The organism is Cellulomonas sp. URHE0023, assembly GCF_000688475.1.
Taxonomy (GTDB): Bacteria; Actinomycetota; Actinomycetes; order Actinomycetales; family Cellulomonadaceae; genus Cellulomonas.
The window spans coordinates 649,074-668,824 of sequence record NZ_JIAN01000005.1; the positions used below are offsets into that span (position 1 = coordinate 649,074).

A 19,751-nucleotide genomic window follows, 5' to 3' on the forward strand; every position below is an offset into this window, starting at 1 on the left:
GGCGTTGTTCGATGCTAACGGCGTGGTGGTGCCCGGACTGCCCGTGTTCGCCAGGGGCGTGACTCGCAGGGACGCGGGTCAGCCAGTCGGGTGGACGATCACCCAGGTGGCGACCGTCGTGTCGGCGGACTGGTTGGACAGCCGGTGGGGGGTGCCGCAGGCGTAGGAGATCGTGTCGCCAGGCCGCAGGACCACGCGCTCGTCGGGAAAGTCGATGGTGAGCTCGCCCTGGGAGACCGTGCCGATCTCGTAGCCGAGGTGGGTGACCAGCTCGTTCTGCTCGGCCCCGGTGGACCCGGGCGGGTAGGTGGACTCGAAGAAGTCGACGTCGCGCGACAGCCCCGGTGACAGTCGCCGGAACACGACCCCACCGGCCAGGCGGACCACGTCGGCCTCGATCGCGCGACGGACGACGTACCCCTCGAGCAGCGGCTGCGGACCCGGCTCGGAGGTCCCGCCGAACACGTCCACGAGGCTCGCGTCGAGCGCGGTGACCAGCGCGAACAACCGGTTCACGGACGGGCGCAGGACACCGCGCTCGATCTGCGAGACCGCACTGGTGGAGATGCCGAGGCGGCGCCCGACCTCCTTCAGGGTGAGCCCCCGCTCCTCGCGCAGCTGCCGCAGCCTGGCGCCCAGCTGCTCGGAGTCGAACGACTCGAGGAGGCGGCCGGCGTCGTCGGCGGTCGTCGTGCTCACCGAGGCACCCCCGAATCATGACTGAAGCCCAAAGTTCACAGACCGGAAACCGACGCCCTGCTGTGAAGCAATAGATTCACAACATTCGAGCAGTCGCTTCACCGTACAGCCTTCTCACCTGGCCAGGGAGAGATCGGGACCCGGGCAACACCGCCGGTCCGAACCCACGTCCCGCACTTGCGACCCCGCGTGAGGACCCCCCATGAACCCCTCAGAAGCAACCGCCACCGAACCACTGCCCAACGACACCGTCGAGGCCGCCGGGTACCCCCCGGGCGCCGGCAACATCAAGCCCGGCTACGACCCTCTGCTCACCAACGAGGACCTCGCGCCGCTGCGCAAGCAGACCTGGTCGTCGTACAACATCTTCGCGTTCTGGATGTCCGACGTGCACAGCGTCGGCGGCTACGTCACGGCCGGGTCGCTGTTCGCGCTCGGCATCTCCAGCTGGCAGGTGCTGATCTCTCTGGTCGTCGGCATCGTCATCGTGCAGCTCTTCTGCAACCTCGTCGCCAAGCCGAGCCAGAAGACCGCCGTCCCGTACCCGGTCATCAACCGGGCGGTGTTCGGTGTGATGGGCGCGAACATCCCGGCCATCATCCGCGGCCTCATCGCCGTCGCCTGGTACGGCGTCCAGACGTTCCTGGCCGCCGAGGCGCTCAACATCATCTGGCTCAAGTTCTTCCCGAGCTCGGAGCAGCTGGTGGAGACGTCGTTCCTCGGCCTGTCGACCCTCGGCTGGATCTCCTTCGCGATCCTCTGGGCCGCCCAGGCCGCCCTGTTCTGGCGTGGCATGGACACCATCCGCAAGTTCATCGACTTCGCCGGGCCTGCCGTCTACGTCGTGATGATCGCGCTGGCCGGCTATCTGGTGTCGCAGGCCGGCTGGAGCAACATCTCGTTCAGCCTCTCCTCGGGTCCGGCGCTCGGGTTCTGGAAGACGATCTCCGTGATGCTCGGCGCGATCGCCCTCGTGGTCGCCTACTTCTCGGGGCCGATGCTGAACTTCGGAGACTTCGCGCGGTACGGGGCGTCGTTCACGAAGGTCAAGCGCGGCAACTTCCTCGGTCTGCCGGTGAACTTCCTGTTCTTCTCCTTGCTGACCGTCATCTGCGCGTCCGCCACGGTGCCCGTGTTCGGCGAGCTGATCACCGACCCCATCGCGACCGTCGCCCAGATCGACACGCCGTTCGCCATCCTGCTGGGCGGCCTGACGTTCGTGACCGCGACGGTCGGCATCAACATCGTCGCCAACTTCATCTCCCCCGCGTTCGACTTCTCCAACGTCTCCCCGCAGAGGATCAGCTGGCGGATGGGCGGCATGATCGCGGCCGTCGGCTCGGTGATCCTCATGCCGTGGAACTGGTACAACAACCCCGACGCGATCCACTACACGCTCGGTGTGCTGGGCGCGCTCATCGGGCCGCTGTTCGGCATCCTCATCGCGGGCTACTACGTGATCGGGAAGCAGAAGGTCCACGTGGACGACATGTTCACCAAGTCGACCACCGGCACGTACTGGTACTCGGGCGGGTACAACCGCAACGCGGTCGCCACGGTCATCGTCGCAGGCCTGCTGTCGATCTGCTCCGCGGTGCTGCCCAAGACGTTCGCGGACCTGGGCGCGTTCGACGTCACGTGGGTCTCCGACTACGCCTGGTTCATCGGGTGCGGTCTCGGCTTCCTGATCTTCATCTTCCTGGAGCGCCGCAACCCGCAGATCCCGCAGCTCGACGCCTCCGACCCGGCCGTCTCCGACGGAACCGTCGAGGAGCGCACGGGCCACACCCTGGCCGTCGAGCCCGCCTGAGAAGCCCATGCACATCCGGGTGATCAACCCCAACACCACCCGGGCGATGACCGACCTGATCGGTCGGTCCGCCCGGGTGGTGGCGGCTCGGGGCACGGTGGTCGACGCAGTGCAGCCCACGATGGGTCCGGCCTCGATCGAGAGCCACTACGAGGAGGCCCTGGCGGTACCCGGCATCCTCGAGCAGGTCACCCTCGGCGAGGCGGACGGGGTCGACGGCTACGTCGTCGCGTGCTTCGGCGACCCCGGCCTGGACGCCGCCCGTGAGCTCGCGGCCGGACCGGTGGTCGGTATCGCCGAGGCCGCGATGCACGCTGCCTCCCTGGTCGGCCGGCGGTTCAGCGTCGTCACGACCCTCGGCAGGACCCGCGCCCGGGCCCGCGAGCTGGCGCAGCGGTACGGCTTCGCGGACGCCTGCCTCAGCGTGCGCGCGTGCGAGGTCGCCGTGCTGTCCCTCGACGCCGACCCCACCGGCCTGGCCCGCATCGTCGACGAGTGCCGCTCGGCGGTCGACGACGACGGGGCCGACGCCGTCGTCCTGGGCTGCGCCGGGATGGCGTCGTGGACGTCCGTGATCGCCGGCGAGATCGGCGTACCGGTCCTCGACGGGGTGGCCGCCGGGACCCTCCTCGCGCAGTCGCTCGTGACCCTGGGTGCCCGCCCCGGTGCGCACGACGAGTACGCGTCACCGCCGGCCAAGCCGATGGCCGGCCTGCTCGCCGGGTTCGAGATCCGGCCCGGTGCGCACCTGCCGACGGTCCGACATGCGCCTGTAACGCGGCTTGAGGCAGTGTGGCCGTAGCCGTAGCCGACCCCAGGAGGACGCGTGACTGATCTCGTCGTGCGCGCGAAGCGCGTCTGGGTGGACCGGGAGCTCCGAGCGGCGCAGGTGCACGTCACCGGCGGCCTGGTGACCGCCGTGCTGCCGTTCGACGCGCCGGGGCCTGTCGACGTCACGCTGCCCGACGACCAGGTCCTCCTGCCAGGGCTCGTCGACTCGCACGTCCACGTCAACGAACCCGGCCGCACGGCGTGGGAGGGCTTCGCGTCAGCCACCCGGGCGGCGGCGGCGAGCGGCGTCACGACGATCGTCGACATGCCGCTGAACTCGATCCCGCCGACCACCACGGTCGAGGCGCTCAGGCTCAAGACGGACGCGACCGGCGGCAAGCTCACCGTGGACGTGGCGTTCTGGGGCGGCGCCGTCCCGGGCAACCTCGGCTCGCTGAAGGCGCTGCACGACGCCGGCGTCCGCGGGTTCAAGGCGTTCCTGGCGCCCTCCGGGGTCGACGAGTTCGCGTACCTGCCGGCCGACCTGCTGGAGCCTGCGCTGGCGGAGGTCGCGTCGATCGGCAGCGTGCTGCTGGTGCACGCGGAGGACCCCTCGCACCTGCACGAGACGCACGGGAGGTCCTACGACGACTTCGTCGCGTCCCGCCCGCCGGTCTCGGAGACCGAGGCCATCGCCCACGTCATCGACGCCATGCGCGTGACCGGTGCCCGCGCGCACATCCTGCACGTGTCCGCCGCCGACTCGCTCGGCCTGATCCGGGCGGCCCGCGCCGAGGGCCTGCCCCTGACCGTCGAGACCTGCCCGCACTACCTGACGCTGCGCGCCGAGGACGTCCCTGCCGGCGGCACCCAGTTCAAGTGCTGCCCGCCGATCCGCGACGGCGCCAACCAGGACCTCCTGTGGGAGGCGGTGCTCGACGGGACGTTCGACGCGATCGTCTCCGACCACTCACCGGCGACGGTGGACGTCAAGAGCGTCGGCGACGGCGACTTCGGCCTCTCCTGGGGCGGCATCGCCGGGCTGCAGCTCGGGTTCACGGTGGTGTGGACCGAGGCGCGTCGGCGCGGGGTGCCGCTCGACGCGATCCTGCCGCTGTTCACCACCGGACCGGCGAGCGTGGCCGGCCTCGACGCAGGGGTGATCACTGTGGGCGCCCCCGCGCACCTGGTCGCCTTCGCGCCGGCCGAGGAGTGGGTCGTCGACGTGCAGTCTCTCGAGCACAGGAACCCCGTCTCGCCCTACGACGGCGCGACCGTCGTCGGTCGTGCGCGAACCGTGTGGCTGCACGGTGAGCCGGTCGTGCGAAACGGCTCGGTCAGCTCGCCGGGCACGGGGCGCACGGTCCTCCCGGAGCCCGCCCGTGCCTGAGGGGTCATGCTTCCCGGTGCCGGTGCCCCAGTCCCGCCGTGACGAGCGCGAGCACGCCCGCCACGAGCATCCCCACGCCCACACCGCGCTCACCGCCCGCCTTGAGCAGCAGGGCTCCGACCCCCGCACCGACCAGGATCAGGCCGACCGCGAGCGAACGGCGCGCCCACCCGTCTCCCGTGCCGCCGGCCAGCCGCGAGTCGGCGGCCAACCCGGTCAGCGTCGACGTCACCACCACCGTGGTCACGTCCTTGACGGCAAGCCGGCGCGCGGTCGCGGCCTGCAGCCCCATCGCCACGGCCAGCAGGCCGGTCACGACCAGAGCCCAGACCTGGCCCTGCTTGGGCGGTGCGATCACCGCAGCGACCCCGAGCCCGACGGCCAGCACGCCCGTCGCGTTGAACGTCACGCTCGTACGGTGCGACCAGCCCGCAGGCGCGGTCCGCAGCAGGCGCCCGCCGATCGCCGCTCCGGCCAGGAACGCCACGAGCGCGATCGCCGGGCCGAGGATCGGCAGGTCGTCGGCACCCGCGAGCGCCATGCCGAGGATGACCACGTTGCCGGTCATGTTGGCCGTGAACACACGGTCCAGCCCCAGGTAGCCGACGGCGTCGACTATGCCGGTCGTGAACGTCAGTGCCAGCATCAGCACCAGGTGCCGGCGCGCGTCATCCCATGTCTTCACCGCGACATCGTGGGGGTCCAGGCCTGATGGGTGCAACGCTGCAGCCCGGCACGGGTCACATCGCCGCGTCCGTCTACCTGCCCTCGACACCCAAGACGGTCCTGTGGGGGCGGCTCCCCTGCGCCAGCGACGAGCCGGTGCTGCGCATCGGCGACGGTGTCGCCGTGACCATCGACACCGTCAGCCACGAGGGTCTGCTCGTCGACCACGGCAGCGACCCGCTCGCCTACTTCACGGGCCACGGCGTCGCGCCGCAGGACGTCCTGACCGACGCGATCGAGATCGTCGCGACGATGGAACGCGGCACCGACGACGGCCCGCACATCGTCACGGGCCCGATCTTCGTCGAGGGCGCGATGCCTGGGGACCTGCTGGCGATCACCGTCCTGGAGACCGCCCCGCGCGTCCCCTACGGCGTCATCTCCAACCGGCACGGACGCGGCGCCCTGGCCGGTGAGCTGCCGCGGGGTGCCGACGAGGTCAGCGTGTTCACCCCGGTGGTCGAAGGTCACGGCAGGCTCCCGGTCGTCGAGGGCGGCTCGCGTGACATCGCGTTCCCGATCGCACCGTTCCTGGGGATCATGGGCGTCGCGGTCGCCGGCTCCGCGAGGCCGCACTCCGTCCCGCCCGGTGCGCACGGCGGCAACATCGACATCAACCTGCTCCAGGTGGGCGCGACGCTCTACCTGCCCGTCCAGGTGCCTGGTGCGCTGGCCTACGTAGGCGACCCGCACTTCGCGCAGGGCGACGGGGAGGTCGCGCTGACCGCGCTCGAGGCGTCGCTTCGGGTCACGCTGCGGTTCGACGTGGTGCCGGCGCAGGTCGCGGTCGAGCAGTTCGGCCTGCTGGACGGGCCGCTCGTCCAGACGGCCGAGTACCTGGTGCCGACGGGTCTGCACCCCGACCTGAACGAGGCCATGCGCCGCTGCGTCCGCGCCGCGATCGCGCTGCTGCGGGCACGCTGGGGCCTCGACGAGCACCTCGCGTACGCGTACCTGTCCGCAGCGACCGACTTCGACATCTCGCAGGTGGTCGACCAGGTGTGCGGCGTGCACGCCAGGATCCGGGTGGCCGACTTCACCGAGGTCAGCAGGTGAGCGCCGTTCCCGCCGACCTCTGGGCGGCGTTCGAGGCGTACGAGGCGGCGGTCCTCGCGGACGACGTGCCGGTGCTCGACGACCTGTTCGCACCCGGGCCGGCGACGATGCGCGGCGACAAGGACGGACTGCTCGTCGGGCACGATGCGATCAGCCGGTTCCGCAGCGCACGGGGCGGTGTGGCACCCCGGACCCTCGACCACGTCGAGACCAGGCGACTCGCCGACGACTGCTGGCTGATCGTCTCGACGAGCCGGTACGACGGCGGTGGCACCGGGCTGCAGACGCAGGTGTGGCAGCTCGCCGACGGACGCTGGCGGATCACGGCCGCGCACGTCACGGGCAGGACCGCGAGCTTCGACCGGTCCGTGTGGCGCACCGTCGGCGACCCGCTCTACCAGGGGGCGTTCACGGGTCCGCTGGTGGGTCTGCGCGTCGCGGTCAAGGACCTGTTCGCGATCAAGGGGTACCGCATCGGTGCCGGCAACCCGACGTGGCTGCACGGCGCGGCCCGCGAGCGCCAGCACGCACCGGCGGTGCTCGACCTGCTGCGTGGCGGCGCCTCCGTCCGTGGTCTGGCCCGCACCGACGAGCTGGCCTACTCCATCGCCGGGTCGAACGCCCACTACGGGACCCCGGTCAACGGCGCGCTCCCGGGCGCGCTGCCGGGAGGCTCGTCGAGCGGGCCCGCCACAGCCGTGGCCACGGGGCTGGCGGACGTCGGCCTGGCGAGCGACACCGCCGGCTCGATCCGCGTCCCCGCGTCCTACCAGGGTCTGTGGGGCCTGCGCACGACGCACGGGCTGGTGCCGCGACAGGGCATGGTCCCGCTCGCACCGTCGTTCGACACGGTCGGCTGGCTGACCCGCGACGGTGCGACGCTCGAGGCGGTCGCCACGTGGTGCCTGGAGTCGACCGTCGACGAACCGGCGGAACCCGGGACGCACGCCGCGCCGGCACTGCCCGAGCTGCTGCGCATCCCGCGCGAGGCGCTCGCCGCCGCGGAACCGGCGACCCGCACGGCCTTCGAGGCCTGGTGCTCCAGCAGGACCACAGAGCTCGTCGACGTCGGCCCGCTCGACGAGTGGTTCGAGGCCTTCCGCCTGGTCCAGGCCGCCGAGGCGTGGCGAACGCACGGCCAGTGGTTCACCGACCACCCCGGCGCGACGGGCCCCGACATCCGCCGACGGTTCGAGCTCGCGTCGACCGTGACACCGGAGCAGGAGGCCGCCGCCCGGGAGCAGGTCACGGCGCGCGCCACGCTCGTTCGCTCCCTCGTCGCCGACGCCCTGCTCGTGCTCCCGACCGCACCCGGCCCGGCACCAGCACGCACCGACCCGCTCGAGGACGTCCGCGCCGCGACGCTCCGCCTGACCGCGCTTGCCGGTATCGGCGGCCTGCCTGCCCTGAGCATCCCGGCGCTGACCGTTCCGAGCCTGCTCGGTGCCGCTCCCGTCGGAGTCTGCCTCGTCGGACCCCAAGGAAGCGACCTGTCCCTGGTGCGCCACGCGCGCCACCTCACCCGCGGAGAGATCGCATGACACGCCCCGTGAACCCGCCCCCTCGCCTGCTCATGGGACCGGGACCCGTGAATGCCGACCCGCGCGTGCTGCGGGCCATGTCCACGCCCCTGATCGGGCAGTACGACCCCGTCATGACGGGGTACATGAACGAGACGCAGGCCCTCTACCGGGAGGTCTTCTCGACGACGAACGAGGCGACCCTGCTGGTGGACGGCACGTCGCGCGCGGGCATCGAGGCAGCGATCGTGTCGCTCGTCCGACCCGGACAACGTGTCCTCGTGCCCGTGTTCGGCCGGTTCGGGCACCTGCTCGCCGAGATCGCGCTACGCGCGGGGGCCGACGTCCACACCATCGAGGTCGAGTGGGGGCAGGTGTTCTCGCCCTCGGCCATCGAGGAGGCCGTCGTCCGGGTCAAGCCGCACCTGCTCGCGATCGTGCAGGGCGACACGTCCACCACCATGAACCAGCCGCTCGACGAGCTCGGGGCGATCTGTGCGAAGCACGGCGTCCTGTTCTACACGGACGCGACCGCGTCGCTGGGCGGCAACCCGTTCGAGATGGACGCGTGGGGTCTGGACGCGGCGACGGCCGGGCTCCAGAAGTGCCTGTCGGGTCCGTCGGGCAGCGCGCCGATCAGCCTCTCGGCCCGAGCCGTCGACGTCATCCGTGGCCGCACCCGCATCGAGGCCGGGATCCGCGACGAGTCCGACGAGGACACCGGTGAGCCCGTGCACTCCAACTACTTCGACCTCGGCATGATCCTCGACTACTGGGGTCCGCGGCGGCTCAACCACCACACCGAGGCGACGACGATGCTCTACGGCGCCTACGAGTGCGCGCGGGTGATCCTCGAGGAGGGGCGGTCCGCCGTCATCGACCGCCACGAGCGCGCCGGACGCGCGATGCTGGCGGGCGTCCAGGGCCTCGGCCTGTCGGTGTTCGGGTCGGTGAGCCACAAGATGAACAACGTGGTCGCGGTGTTCATCCCGGACGTGGTGGAGGGCGACGCCGTGCGCGCCGACCTGCTCAACGACTTCTCCATCGAGATCGGGACGTCGTTCGGGCCGCTGCACGGGCGCGTCTGGCGCATCGGGACCATGGGTGCGAACGCCCGTCTGGACACCGTCCTGGTGACGCTCGCGGCCCTGGAGCAGGTTCTGCGGCGGCACGGCGCCTCCCTCCCGGTCGGCGGCGGCGTGGACGCGGCCTACGAGGCGTGGGGCTGATGCCGCAGACACCTGCGTTCCAGGACGCCGCCCGCCGGATCATGGCCCGGTGCGACGAGCTCGCCCGCTACACGTCGATGGAGGGCGGGATCGAACGCGTCTACCTGTCCCCCGAGCACGCGCGCGTGAACCGCCTCGCGTCGCGCTGGATGCGCGAGGTCGGGCTCGACACCTGGCAGGACGAGGCCGGGAACCTCAACGGACACCTGGACGGGAAGGACCCTGAGGCGCCGTCGCTGCTGCTGGGCTCGCACCTGGACAGCGTCCGCGACGCGGGTCGCTACGACGGGATCCTCGGGGTCCTGATGGCGATCGAGGTGGTGCGAGCCCTGAAGCCGCGCTCGAAGGACCTGCGGTTCGGGCTCGACGTCGTCGCGTTCTGGGACGAGGAGGGCGCGCGGTTCGGCACGGCCCTGCTGGGCAGCTCCGCGATGGCCGGCCAGTGGAACCCTGCGTGGTGGGACCTGACGGACGAGCACGGCACGTCGCTGCGGACCGCGTTCCGCGAGTTCGGCCTGGACCCGGGCCGGGTAGCGGCGGCAGCCCGGCGCCCGGAGTCCCTCGCCGGGTACCTCGAGGCGCACATCGAGCAGGGGCCCGATCTCGACCGGTCGAACGCCCCGCTGGGCGTCGTCACGTCGATCGCGAGCGCCCGCCGCTTCTCCGTGCAGATCCTCGGCGAGGCCAGGCACGCCGGGGGCACACGGTACGAGGACCGGCACGACGCCCTTCTCGGCGCCTCGGAGGCGACCCTCGCGGTTGAGCGGCTGTGCCGGGCCGAGCACCACATCGTCGGCACGGTCGGCCGGCTGGAGACGTTCCCGGGTGCCGTGAACGTGGTGCCGGGCGAGGCGCGACTGACCGTCGACCTGCGCGGAGAGCACGATGACGACCGTGACCGGGTCTGGGCGGACATCTCGCGGTCCATCGACGAGATCGCCGGCCGCCGGGGTCTGCGGTGGAACGCGACGCAGATCCACGAGGCGCCCGCCGTCTGGTGCGACGGCCTGCTGCAGGACGTCGTCCGCGCGGGGATCGAGGACACCGCCCGCGGCGAGGCACCGAGCATGTTCAGCCGCGCCGGGCACGACGCGATGGCGATCGGGGCGATCACGGGCGTCGGCATGCTCTTCCTGCGCAACCCCGACGGGATCAGCCACCACCCCGACGAGTCGGTCAGCCTGGCGGACGTCGAGACCGGTCTGCGGGCCATGACCGCGACCGTCGAGCACCTGGCCCGGGAGGCTGCCTGACTGACCCGGGTGTGCGGCTACCGCTGCGCCCTCTCGTCCGGAGCGAGGTCCCGTGCTCGCCACACCACGTCGAGCGCGGGGTCGTCGGCGTCGCGTTCCACCCGCTCGACGGCGAAACCCTCACGCTCGTAGAACGCTCCTGCTCGCACGTTGCCGGCGAAGTGCTCCACGCACAGGCGCCTCGCGTCCGGCGGCAGCTGTCCGACCACGGCCGCGATCAGCCGCGGACCGAGCCCTTGACCCCGGCAGGCGGGGTCGACGTAGAGCTTGTAAATGACGTGGTCGGCGCCGTCCCATCCGCGCTGCGCGACGCCCACGACCCCGTCCCCGGCCTCGGCCTCGGCGACCACGATGCGACCCTGCGACACGGCGGTGCCGATCTGTTCGACGCTCCACCATCGGGTCACCTGCAGGTCCGCAGCCCCTGCGCCGATCAGGGGCGTGTAGTGCGGCCGGATGTGCGTGGCACCGAACGCGCAGATCGGCCCGACGTCACCCCCGTCGGCGAGCCTCGTGACCCACCCGGCTCTCCGAGTCACTCCCGCACCCCCGATCGTCCGCCGTGCACCCAGGCAAGGCTAGGCCGACGCCTGATCGTCGTCGCGGCACGCACCACGCCGCCCGCGCCGCTGGATCAGGTCGTGGGCGGTGTCGTGCGTCGTGCGTCCACCGTCTGCACGGTCTGCCAGGAACCGCCGTCGCGCGAGATCTCGTTGCGCCAGGCGAAGGTGTCGGCCTGGATGTCGGAGAACACCCACCGTTCGATCCGGTCCGCCTCGGCTCGCTCGAGGACGATGTCGGGTCCGATGCGGTGCGCGTACATGTGGATGACCGTGGTGGTGGCTGTCGAGTGGAAGGTGAAACGCCACAGCTGCAGCCGCGGGTCCCAGATGCGGACACAGAGACCGACCTCGCGCTCGGCATCGACGCACGCGATGTCACGGGCCGGCACGCGCCACGTGTCCACCACGGCGCGGCCGTCCAGGGCATAGCTGAACTCCCAGTCGCCGATGACCTCGCGCACCGGTGAGCCGTCAGGCCCCAGGTACCTGATGTGCGTCCGCCACGCTCCGGCGAAGTGCCCGAACGTCTGCAGCTCGGCGGCATACCGGTCGACCGGCGCGTTCGACAGGATCGTCATGCCGGCCGTCCCTGGAGCCCAGCGGCGAGACAGTCGACGATCGCGTCGGTGTATGCGCCGTCCGGGTCGAGGTCCGGGTCGTAGATCGTGACATCGACGCCCACGATCCGACGTGACTCCAGCAACCGCGACAGGAGCAGCGCCAGCTGCTCGAAGGTGACGCCCGGTGTTCCTGGGGAGTCGACGGCGGGCAGGTGTGCCATGTCCACCACGTCGAGGTCGACGTGCACCCAGATCGGCTGCTCGGCCTTCAGGTGTCCGACGGCCTGCTGTGCTGTCGCCTCCACGCCCGCGGCGAGGAGCTCGTGGATGCCGATCACCAGCAGGTCGGTGGGCACGGCCTGGCCGGTCCGGTCGCCGATCTGGACGACGGACGGGTCGCCGACAAGGGGGCCGTCCACGCCCGGCCAGCGGGTCAGCAGCAGCTCCCCGCGGCCGGTGGCCAGAGCCAGGTCCATGCCGGCGGCCGCACCCAGGCCGGAGAAGTCGGGATGTCCGGGGTGGGTGAAGTCGGGATGCCCGTCGATGTGCACCAACGCGATCTGATGGTGGCGGCGGGCGCCGCTCAGCGAGCCGAGCAGCACTGAGCAGTCGCCGCCGACCACGACCGGCATGCGTCCGGCCGCGACGGCGTCACCGACCGCGTCGGCCAGGAGCAGGCTGTGCTGGCGCAGCGTCACGCCGTTGCGCACCCGGGTGCCCGGCTGAGCCTCGAACTGGTAGGGCGGTCGGGACAGCTCGGTCACCGCAACCGCCTCGAGCCGTTGGCCCAGACCGGCTCCGCGGAGCACGTGCGGCGCACGCCACGTACCGGGCTCGGCGCCGGCGGCGGTAGGTCGCAGCCCGATGCTCCACGGCGCACAGATCAGCTCGACCGGCAGCGGGCCAGTCGCCAGGTCGAGGTCGCCCATGCCACTCCTCATCTCTGCGATCTACACCGGCTTACACTGTTTCACCGGTGTAGAAAGTGCGCAACACCGATACAGTCGAGGCATGGTCGCGAAGGCGGAGGCTCATCACACGCCCCACGAGTTCCGGCCCCGTGACTTCGTCGGCGGACACCCAGCCATCGACTTCGTCAACACCGTCACCGCTCGGAACACCGCCACACCCGACGACTGGCTCGACAGCTACGCCACGCTGCTGCGCTGGGCGTCGCTGAGCGACCTGGCACTCCCTGCTGTCGGGGCCGAGGTGGGCCAAGGTGACGCCGAAGCCGAGCTGCGTCGGTGCCGCACGCTCCGCGAGGCGCTGCACGCAACCCTCGCGTCCGTCCAGGACGACGGTCCCGTGCCCCCGAAGGCGGCCCTGACCTTGGAGACGAGCTGGCGGCTCGCTGCGGCCCACGCACGCCTGGACCTGTCGACCACCCCGTTCCGACTGCGGTACGACCAGGATGGACCGCCTCTGTCCGTCGCACGGCGCGCGCTGGCAGCCGCGGCCGTCGAGCTGCTCGTCGACCTGCCGCGTGAGCGGCTGCGCACCTGTCCGGGCGAGCGCTGCGGATGGATGTTCCTCGACGTCAGCAAGGCGGGCCGTCGTCGCTGGTGCGACATGGCGACGTGCGGCACGGGCGCCAAGAACCGCCGCCGCGCACGTCCCTGAGAACACCGCCGTCCAGGTGGGTCGACCCGGCGACAGCATGGACAATCGAGCCGTGCCCACCGTCCTGCACCCGCCGTCGCTCGGCCACGTCCCCGACATCCGCCTCATCGCAGTCGACATGGACGGGACGCTGCTCGACGACGAGAAGCAGATCCACGACGAGTTCTGGCCGCTGCTCGACGAGCTCGCCGCCCGCGGGATCGCCCTGTGCCCGGCGAGCGGTCGACAGTTCGCGGCTCTGCGCCGCCAGATCGGCCGCCCGGAGCTGGTCTACATCGCCGAGAACGGTGCGTACGTGGTGCGCGACGACACGGAGGTCAGCTCGGAGACGCTCTCCCTGCAGACGGCTCACGACGCCATCCGGATCCTGCGGTCGGCGCACCATCTCGACACCGGCACCGTGCTGTGCGGCAAACGCTCGGCCTACGTCGAACGCACCGACGACGTCTTCCTCGCGCAGGTGCACCCGTACTACGCCCGCCTCGAGCTGGTGGACGACCTGATCGGCGTCGACGACGAGATCCTCAAGGTCGCGGTCCACGACTTCGGGCCGGTCGAGCAGGGTGCCGGAGCGCTGCTCGCGGACGTCGACGGTGCCGTGGTGAGCGGCGAGCACTGGGTCGACCTCATGAACCCGGTCGCCGACAAGGGCCTCGCACTGCGGCACGTCCAGGACTCCCTCGGCGTGACCCGCGAGCAGACCATGGCGTTCGGCGACTACCTCAACGACGTCGGACTGCTCGACGCGGCGCACTGGTCGTTCGCGATGGACAACGCCCACCCCGACGTCCGCGCCCACGCCCGGTTCGTCGCACCGGCCAACACCGCCAACGGCGTGGTCCGCACCATCAGGTCGGTGCTGGGACTGGAGCAACCCTCGTGAACGTGGCAGGTCTGCTGCTCACCCCCGGCGCCAGCGCGGGCCGCGACAGCCCGCCGCTCGTCGCCGTGGAGACCGCCGTGGAGCCGCTGCCCGTCCTGCGGGTCGAGTTCCCCAACCGGGCCGCGGGCAGCCGCGCACCCGAGCGCCCCCCGGTGGCGATCGCGCACGTGCGGTCGACGGCCGACGCGATGGCCCTGACGCTGGGCGTCGAGCCTGACGCGATCGTGCTCGGCGGGCGGTCGTTCGGCGGGCGGATGTGCTCGATGGCCGTCGCGGAAGGGCAGCCGGCGGCAGGCCTCGTGCTCCTGTCCTACCCGCTGCACCCCCCGGGGCGCCCGGACCGGTTGCGCATCGAGCACCTGACCTCGATCCAGGTCCCGGTGCTCGCGGTCTCCGGCGAGCGCGACCCGTTCGGCACGCCCGCCGAGCTCCGGACGCACCTGGCTGCCATCCCTGGTCCGGTCACCACAGTGTTCGTCGCCGGCACGCACACGCCGTCGAACAACGGCGCGGTCGCGCAGGTGGTCCGCGACTGGCTCGCGACGATCGGCTGACAGGCGGTCACCGTGCAGGCGAGCCACCCGGGCCCGACCGAGACGTCGGTGCAGGCGCGCTCAGCCCGGCGCCCTGACGTGTCGATAGGTGCGACATGACGGGTCCGGTCGATGTCCTCTACCGCTACCGGCAGCCGTCGACGGCGGACGAGGGGCGGCTCGCGCTGTCGACGACCGAGTCGACGACGTTCCTCGACGCGCACGTCGAGCGAGCGGACGTGGTCTCTGCCGGCCTGATCGTGCTCGGCGACCTGCCCGGCACCCGGTTCTACACGCCACCGAACGCGGCGCTCCGGCAGGCGTGGGCGGATCCAATCGTCACGACCGAGGCGCACGCGCTCCGGTTCGAGAGCCTCTCGGCCTGCAGCGGTGTCGCCGCCCGGCTCGATGTCCTGCCGGGCGGTCTGGACGTGGCGGACGCACGGCACGGCACCACGAACGTGGACATCAACGCACCGCTGCGGCGTCTGCTCAGTCAGGTGCGGGCGTCGGACCCGATGCACCTGACCGTGGCTGAGGACGGGCTCGGCGTCACGACGCTCGACGGCGAGGTGCACGAGCGCAAGGTCGCGCTGCCGGAGCGTTGGGTCCGCTCGCTCGCCGAGCTGCAGGTCCTGCTCGCCGACCTGACGCAGGTCGCCGACCTCGACGCCACCGCGATGCGCCAGTTCCTCCGGTCGCTGCCGCGGAGCACGCCTCCCGTGTCCTCGTTCTGGCTCCAGCCCCTGCACGCGGGCGGACTGCGCCTCGGCGCGAGCCGAACGCCGGGCTCGATCTCCGTCGGCGGACCCGAGCGGTTGAGGGTGCTCGACGGCGCGATGCGGTTCGCGACACGGCTGCGGGTCTACGGGGACCTCGACAGCGCCGAGCCGTCGACGAGCTGCTGGGTCGTGGACCTCCCGCACGCGCGCCTGTCGTTGTCGCTCAGCCCGCAGTCGACCCGCGGGTTCTCCGGCGAGGGCGCGCTGCTCGACCAGCTCGTCGACGCCGATCCCCAGGCGCTGGAGGCGGCGCACGGGCGGCTCGGCTACGACGTCGTCGACGGCCGCTACTTCGCCCGCGAGCTCCCGTTCGGTCGGGACCTGCTGCGCGACCACCCGCGCTGGACCAAGGCCCAGCGGCTCGTGCTCGACGGCGCCGTGAGCGCCGACGGAGCCGATCACCTGGTTCGCAGCGGCGGGACCCAGCACCTCGTCCGTCGCGACGCTGCAGGGAACGAACGCTGCACGTGCGCCTGGTACGCCAAGCACGGCACCGGCCGTGGACCGTGCGCGCACGTGCTGGCCGTACGGCTGGCCGCACGATGATCCGCGGCCTGCGGTGGAAGCGCGACGCTCACCCCGCCCCCGTGGGCGCGCGCGTGCTCGGGGCGGTCCGGACCGGCGATCTCGACGCGGTCGTCGCTCTGGTCACCGCTGAGGCTGACCGGCCTGCGGTACGCAACGCCCTCCTCGGCGACCTACCCACCGACGCGCCGGGACATGCTGCGCGCGACCTCGCCCTGTTCGCGATCGGGGAGGCAGGGGGCTGGAGCGTCTGGAGCGTGCTCAACCTCCCCGACGGGGCTTCACGCGGGGTCGACGCGGTGGTCGCGGTCGGTCACGTCCGCGGCAGCGCCTGGTCGACGGCCACGGTGGCCTCGTGGCTCAGCGCCTGGCCGAACGCGCAGCACTGGAGGATCGCGCACTCCTGGGTGCGTTCAGGGCTGGTGCCCGAGCCGACGGTGGACGAGTACGCCGTCTGGGCCTTGTACCCGCCCGTGAACGAGACGCTCGAGTCGCTCGTGCAGGCCGACCCAGACCTGGGACGAGTTCTCCGGCGCGTCTTCACGTCGACGGGCGCCGGCATCGCGTTCAGTCAGCACCCGTCGTCCGTCACCGCCTTCGTCGGCGCTCTCGGGGGTCGTACGGGGCCGGCCCGCGAGGAGCTGCTGGAGGGCGCCCTCGCCGCACTCGACACGCCCCTGACCGTCACCGACCTGCGCGGCTGGAGCCGGGTCGTCGACCACCTCGCACCGACGCCCACCGAGGTTGCCGAGCGCTCGGACACGTTCGTCGCGATGCTGGGCGCACCCTCGGCTGTTCGGGTGGGGGTCGCGCAGCGCGCTCTTGCCACGCAGGTCAAGCACGGCGCAGGGAGCGTGGACGGGTCCGCTCTGGTGTCCGTCAGCCGAGGAGTGCTCGCGCGTCCTGAGCGGGGCCTGGTCAAGGCGCAGCTTCGGCTGCTCGGTGAGGCCCACAAGCGTGCCCTCGTCCCGGTCAAGGATCTCGCGGTGTGCCTCGAGGAGAGCATCGACCCCGATCGCCCCGACCTCGCGGCGATGGCGACGGAACTTCTGAAGGTGATCAGCCCGACCCGCGTCGCGACGCCCCGGACGCCGGTGCGAGGGCCGAGCCAGCCCGCGCCGGCACCCGTCGACCTGCCCGAACCCGGCACGCTGGAGCTGGTCCACGACGCCGACGAGCTCGTCGACCTCCTGGCGCACGTGCTGGCTCGTCCCGGTGACCCCGCCGACCTCGAACGCGTCTACGACGGCATGGTCCGGTTCCCGTCGTCGGACTCCCGCGCCGCACGCACCCTGCTCCGCGCGGCGGGCGCCTGGGTCCCCTCGTTCGAGTCCTCGGCCTTCTCGCAGCGCAGGACCATGTCGGACGCCGTCGGCGGACTCGTTCTCGCCTGGCTCGGTGAGCCGGTTCCGGCGGCCGTCGTCGGCGTGACCCGGTGCGGCTACCTCCACGACATGCACACGCCGGCGCCGCCCGGTGCGACGGTGCGCAACCAGAGCTCTTCGGAGCGGACAGCGGTCGAGGGCGTGCGTCGCGTCACGCACTCGCGCTACTGGGAGGTGGACGTCCCGTCCTGGATCCCGAGCGTGCTGACCTTCCGCCGCACCGTGGAGCTGCGCGACCTCGTCGGCACTGGATCCCCTCTGCTCAGCACCCCCACCCGGTCGGACGGATCCCTCGACGGCGAGACCCTTGTACGCAGGCTCGCGACGGTCCCACGACGCCCGCACGACCTCGGCACGGCCTTGTTGCGTCTCGACCCTGCGGATCGGCACCTGCTCGGACCTGCCGTCTCGGCGGAGCTGGCGCAGCTCGGCGACCGAGACCGCTGGGTGCCCTCGACGCACCCGATGCCGCCGAAGCACTTCCGGCTGACGTCCCCGGGACTGTTCTGGGACGCGGCGAACGCGCCGGTCGGCTCACCTGACGACCCAGTCGCGGGCTGGCTCGACACCTCGACGATCGTCGACGGCTGGGACGACCACCTCGACGTCGTCGACTGGCACGACACCCGCTGGGCGCTCGGCCCGGCGCACTGGACGAGCGTGCTGGTGCACGACCCCGACCTGCTCGCCGCGCACCTGGTCCCGCTGCTCCTGTACTCCGCGGAGAAGTCGCGTGCCGACTTCGGCAGGGTCGCGCAGGCGCTCGGCTCCTCGCGCGTGCCTCTGGGCGGTCCAGCGGCCAGCGCGCTGGTTCGGCTCGCCGGGTTCAAGGACGTCACGGTCCGCACCGTGACGGCAGAGGCGCTCGCCGACGCGGCACTGCGCGGGACGCTCGACGGTGAGCTGCTCGGAGGCGAGCTGACCCGGCTCGTCGTACCCGGCGGCGACAGCGCACCGAAGCTCAACCGGGTCGCTGCCACGCTTGCCGACTGTGCCCGCATCCACGAGCACGCCGAGGTCCTGGTGCTCGACGCGGTCGTGGCCATGCTCCCGGTGCTGCGGACCCTTCGCGGAGGCGCCGAGCTCCTCGAGCCGGCCGCGCAGATCGCCGAGCGCCGCGGCGTCCGCGTGGACCTGCCGCCGGACCTCGGTGACCTGGCCCGCGGACGCTCGACGACGCGCGTCGCCGCGGCCGTACGGCGGCTCGGGGCGGTCTAGCGTCGGGATACCGTCTGTACGTCTGCCGGCGTCGGTGGAGGACGACGACACCCGCGGAGGCAGCCATGCCCGAGTTCACGCTCGACTCGTTGCGACGCTGGCCGGACGTCGAGGGCCCCGACCTGGTCGCCGTCGACGCGACGGACCGCCTCGTCCTCGACACGGCAGCGTCCGCGCTGGCCGCAGCAGCGCCGGGTGAGGTCGTCACCGTCGGGGACCGCTACGGAGCGCTCACGCTCGGCGCCGTCGGCCTGCACGGCAGCCGGGCTGTCCGCAGCCACCAGGACCTGCGCTCGGCCGAGCTGGCACTGGCGGCGAACGCGCAACGCTGCGGGCTCGACGGCACGTACACCTCCGGACCGCTCGACGCGGCGACGCTCAAGGGGGCCCGGGTCGTGCTCCTGCAGCTCCCGAGGTCGCTCGACGCCCTCGACGAGATCGCGGCGCACGTGGCGGCTCATGCCCACCCCGAGGTTCACGTGGTCGCAGGGGGCCGGATCAAGCACATGACCCTGGCCATGAACGACGTGCTGGCGCGGTGGTTCACCGTGGTCGAACCACAGCTGGCCCGGCAGAAGTCCCGTGTGCTGCTGGCGTCGCGGCCCGTCGCAGGGGCGGACCGGCCCACCGTGACCTGGCCGGCGCACGACGACGTCCTGCTGCCGGACGGCACGCCGTTGACCGTTTGCGCGCACGGTGCCGCGTTCGCCGGGACCCGCATCGACGTGGGGACCCGGGTCCTTCTCGGCGCACTTGACGGCGCAGCGCCCGGAGCGGCGACCGCGGTCGACCTCGGCTGCGGCACGGGGGTCGTCGCGACGGTTCTCGCGGCGCGCCGGCCCGACCTCCGGGTGATCGCGACGGACGGCTCCGCGGCAGCCGTCGCGTCGGCGGCGGCGACGGCCGCGGCGAACGGCGTCTCGGCACGGGTCACCACCCTGCAGGACGACGCCGCCGCCTCCGTCCCGGATGCGAGCGTGGACCTCGTGGTGCTCAACCCTCCGTTCCATGTGGGCGCAGGCGTGCACACCGGCGTCGCCCACAAGCTGTTCGACGCGGCGGCGCGCATCCTGCGGCCCGGCGGCGAGCTGTGGACGGTGTGGAACTCGCACCTGCAGTACCGGCCCGCGCTCGAGCGGTCCGTCGGGCCCACCCGCCAGGTGCTGCGGGACCCGAAGTTCACCGTCACGGCGTCGACCCGCTCCTAGCGCGCTCCGGGCAGGGA

At 72.1% G+C, this 19,751-nt stretch carries 18 protein-coding genes; 13 read left to right on the forward strand and 5 right to left on the reverse strand.

Annotated elements, in window-relative coordinates:
• Positions 1 to 78: 78 nt before the first annotated feature.
• Positions 79 to 699, reverse strand: a complete 621-nt coding sequence (locus tag N553_RS20860; protein WP_034620551.1) for a helix-turn-helix domain-containing protein — start codon at positions 697 to 699, stop codon at positions 79 to 81.
• A gap of 202 nt (positions 700 to 901) precedes the next feature.
• Here N553_RS20860 and N553_RS20865 point away from each other — a divergent pair, with 202 nt between their 5' ends.
• Genes N553_RS20865 through allB form a run of 3 tightly spaced genes read left to right on the forward strand, consistent with a single transcriptional unit; the run spans position 902 to position 4,670 of the window.
• On the forward strand, positions 902 to 2,509 hold the full coding sequence (locus N553_RS20865; protein ID WP_051639788.1) for an NCS1 family nucleobase:cation symporter-1: 1,608 nt from the start codon (positions 902 to 904) through the stop codon (positions 2,507 to 2,509).
• 7 nt (positions 2,510 to 2,516) lie between these two features.
• Positions 2,517 to 3,311: an aspartate/glutamate racemase family protein gene (locus N553_RS20870; protein ID WP_051639789.1), complete on the forward strand. Its 795-nt coding sequence runs from the start codon at positions 2,517 to 2,519 to the stop codon at positions 3,309 to 3,311.
• Between the two features lie 24 nt (positions 3,312 to 3,335).
• Positions 3,336 to 4,670, forward strand: a complete 1,335-nt coding sequence (gene allB / locus N553_RS0103215) for an allantoinase AllB (protein WP_028045331.1) — start codon at positions 3,336 to 3,338, stop codon at positions 4,668 to 4,670.
• 4 nt (positions 4,671 to 4,674) lie between these two features.
• Here allB and N553_RS0103220 read toward each other — a convergent pair whose 3' ends face one another.
• On the reverse strand, positions 4,675 to 5,316 hold the full coding sequence (locus N553_RS0103220) for a YoaK family protein (protein WP_051639995.1): 642 nt from the start codon (positions 5,314 to 5,316) through the stop codon (positions 4,675 to 4,677).
• A gap of 65 nt (positions 5,317 to 5,381) precedes the next feature.
• Between N553_RS0103220 and N553_RS0103225 the strand changes: the two genes are divergently transcribed.
• The 4 genes from N553_RS0103225 to N553_RS0103240 are packed head-to-tail and all read left to right on the forward strand — an operon-like array spanning position 5,382 to position 10,454.
• A complete protein-coding gene (locus tag N553_RS0103225; protein ID WP_028045333.1) occupies positions 5,382 to 6,452 on the forward strand; it encodes an acetamidase/formamidase family protein in 1,071 nt (356 codons plus the stop codon).
• Positions 6,449 to 7,993 carry an AtzH-like domain-containing protein gene (locus N553_RS0103230; protein WP_028045334.1) on the forward strand — a complete coding sequence of 515 codons (1,545 nt, stop codon included), beginning with the start codon at positions 6,449 to 6,451 and terminating at the stop codon, positions 7,991 to 7,993. Before N553_RS0103225 ends, N553_RS0103230 begins: the two co-directional genes overlap by 4 nt.
• On the forward strand, positions 7,990 to 9,201 hold the full coding sequence (locus N553_RS0103235) for an alanine--glyoxylate aminotransferase family protein (RefSeq protein ID WP_028045335.1): 1,212 nt from the start codon (positions 7,990 to 7,992) through the stop codon (positions 9,199 to 9,201). Before N553_RS0103230 ends, N553_RS0103235 begins: the two co-directional genes overlap by 4 nt.
• Positions 9,201 to 10,454 (forward strand): allantoate amidohydrolase, encoded by a 1,254-nt coding sequence (locus N553_RS0103240; protein ID WP_028045336.1) that lies wholly within the window; start codon positions 9,201 to 9,203, stop codon positions 10,452 to 10,454. The genes N553_RS0103235 and N553_RS0103240 overlap by 1 nt, the downstream gene beginning before the upstream one ends.
• A 17-nt stretch (positions 10,455 to 10,471) precedes the next feature.
• Here N553_RS0103240 and N553_RS0103245 read toward each other — a convergent pair whose 3' ends face one another.
• From N553_RS0103245 to N553_RS0103255, 3 genes are all read right to left on the reverse strand, one after another.
• The gene (locus tag N553_RS0103245; RefSeq protein ID WP_028045337.1) at positions 10,472 to 10,993 is read right to left on the reverse strand and encodes a GNAT family N-acetyltransferase; all 522 of its coding nucleotides are present in this window, start codon (positions 10,991 to 10,993) and stop codon (positions 10,472 to 10,474) included.
• Positions 10,994 to 11,088: 95 nt separating this feature from the next.
• A complete protein-coding gene (locus N553_RS0103250) occupies positions 11,089 to 11,595 on the reverse strand; it encodes a hypothetical protein (RefSeq protein WP_028045338.1) in 507 nt (168 codons plus the stop codon).
• The gene (locus N553_RS0103255; protein ID WP_051639790.1) at positions 11,592 to 12,506 is read right to left on the reverse strand and encodes an arginase family protein; all 915 of its coding nucleotides are present in this window, start codon (positions 12,504 to 12,506) and stop codon (positions 11,592 to 11,594) included. The genes N553_RS0103250 and N553_RS0103255 overlap by 4 nt, the downstream gene beginning before the upstream one ends.
• 82 nt (positions 12,507 to 12,588) lie before the next feature.
• Between N553_RS0103255 and N553_RS0103260 the strand changes: the two genes are divergently transcribed.
• From N553_RS0103260 to N553_RS0103285, 6 genes are all read left to right on the forward strand, one after another.
• The gene (locus tag N553_RS0103260) at positions 12,589 to 13,200 is read left to right on the forward strand and encodes an ABATE domain-containing protein (protein ID WP_028045340.1); all 612 of its coding nucleotides are present in this window, start codon (positions 12,589 to 12,591) and stop codon (positions 13,198 to 13,200) included.
• Between the two features lie 52 nt (positions 13,201 to 13,252).
• Complete coding sequence (locus N553_RS0103265; RefSeq protein ID WP_231505151.1) at positions 13,253 to 14,083, forward strand: Cof-type HAD-IIB family hydrolase; 831 nt, start codon at positions 13,253 to 13,255, stop codon at positions 14,081 to 14,083.
• Between the two features lie 2 nt (positions 14,084 to 14,085).
• Positions 14,086 to 14,637 (forward strand): alpha/beta family hydrolase, encoded by a 552-nt coding sequence (locus tag N553_RS20875; protein WP_369796663.1) that lies wholly within the window; start codon positions 14,086 to 14,088, stop codon positions 14,635 to 14,637.
• Between the two features lie 95 nt (positions 14,638 to 14,732).
• Complete coding sequence (locus N553_RS0103275; RefSeq protein WP_028045342.1) at positions 14,733 to 15,944, forward strand: hypothetical protein; 1,212 nt, start codon at positions 14,733 to 14,735, stop codon at positions 15,942 to 15,944.
• Positions 15,941 to 18,526, forward strand: coding sequence for a hypothetical protein (locus N553_RS0103280; protein ID WP_028045343.1), 2,586 nt, complete (start codon positions 15,941 to 15,943; stop codon positions 18,524 to 18,526). Before N553_RS0103275 ends, N553_RS0103280 begins: the two co-directional genes overlap by 4 nt.
• Before the next feature lie 65 nt (positions 18,527 to 18,591).
• On the forward strand, positions 18,592 to 19,734 hold the full coding sequence (locus N553_RS0103285; protein WP_028045344.1) for a class I SAM-dependent methyltransferase: 1,143 nt from the start codon (positions 18,592 to 18,594) through the stop codon (positions 19,732 to 19,734).
• Positions 19,735 to 19,751: the final 17 nt, after the last annotated feature.

Coding starts and splice junctions, on each gene's coding strand:
- N553_RS20865 (WP_051639788.1), top strand. CDS start 902: ATGAACCCCTCAGAAGCAACCGCCACCGAACCACTGCCCAACGACACC.
- N553_RS20870 (WP_051639789.1), top strand. CDS start 2,517: ATGCACATCCGGGTGATCAACCCCAACACCACCCGGGCGATGACCGAC.
- N553_RS0103220 (WP_051639995.1), bottom strand. CDS start 5,316: ATGCTGGCACTGACGTTCACGACCGGCATAGTCGACGCCGTCGGCTAC.
- N553_RS0103225 (WP_028045333.1), top strand. CDS start 5,382: ATGGGTGCAACGCTGCAGCCCGGCACGGGTCACATCGCCGCGTCCGTC.
- N553_RS0103235 (WP_028045335.1), top strand. CDS start 7,990: ATGACACGCCCCGTGAACCCGCCCCCTCGCCTGCTCATGGGACCGGGA.
- N553_RS0103240 (WP_028045336.1), top strand. CDS start 9,201: ATGCCGCAGACACCTGCGTTCCAGGACGCCGCCCGCCGGATCATGGCC.
- N553_RS0103250 (WP_028045338.1), bottom strand. CDS start 11,595: ATGACGATCCTGTCGAACGCGCCGGTCGACCGGTATGCCGCCGAGCTG.
- N553_RS0103255 (WP_051639790.1), bottom strand. CDS start 12,506: ATGGGCGACCTCGACCTGGCGACTGGCCCGCTGCCGGTCGAGCTGATC.
- N553_RS0103260 (WP_028045340.1), top strand. CDS start 12,589: ATGGTCGCGAAGGCGGAGGCTCATCACACGCCCCACGAGTTCCGGCCC.
- N553_RS0103275 (WP_028045342.1), top strand. CDS start 14,733: ATGACGGGTCCGGTCGATGTCCTCTACCGCTACCGGCAGCCGTCGACG.
- N553_RS0103280 (WP_028045343.1), top strand. CDS start 15,941: ATGATCCGCGGCCTGCGGTGGAAGCGCGACGCTCACCCCGCCCCCGTG.
- N553_RS0103285 (WP_028045344.1), top strand. CDS start 18,592: ATGCCCGAGTTCACGCTCGACTCGTTGCGACGCTGGCCGGACGTCGAG.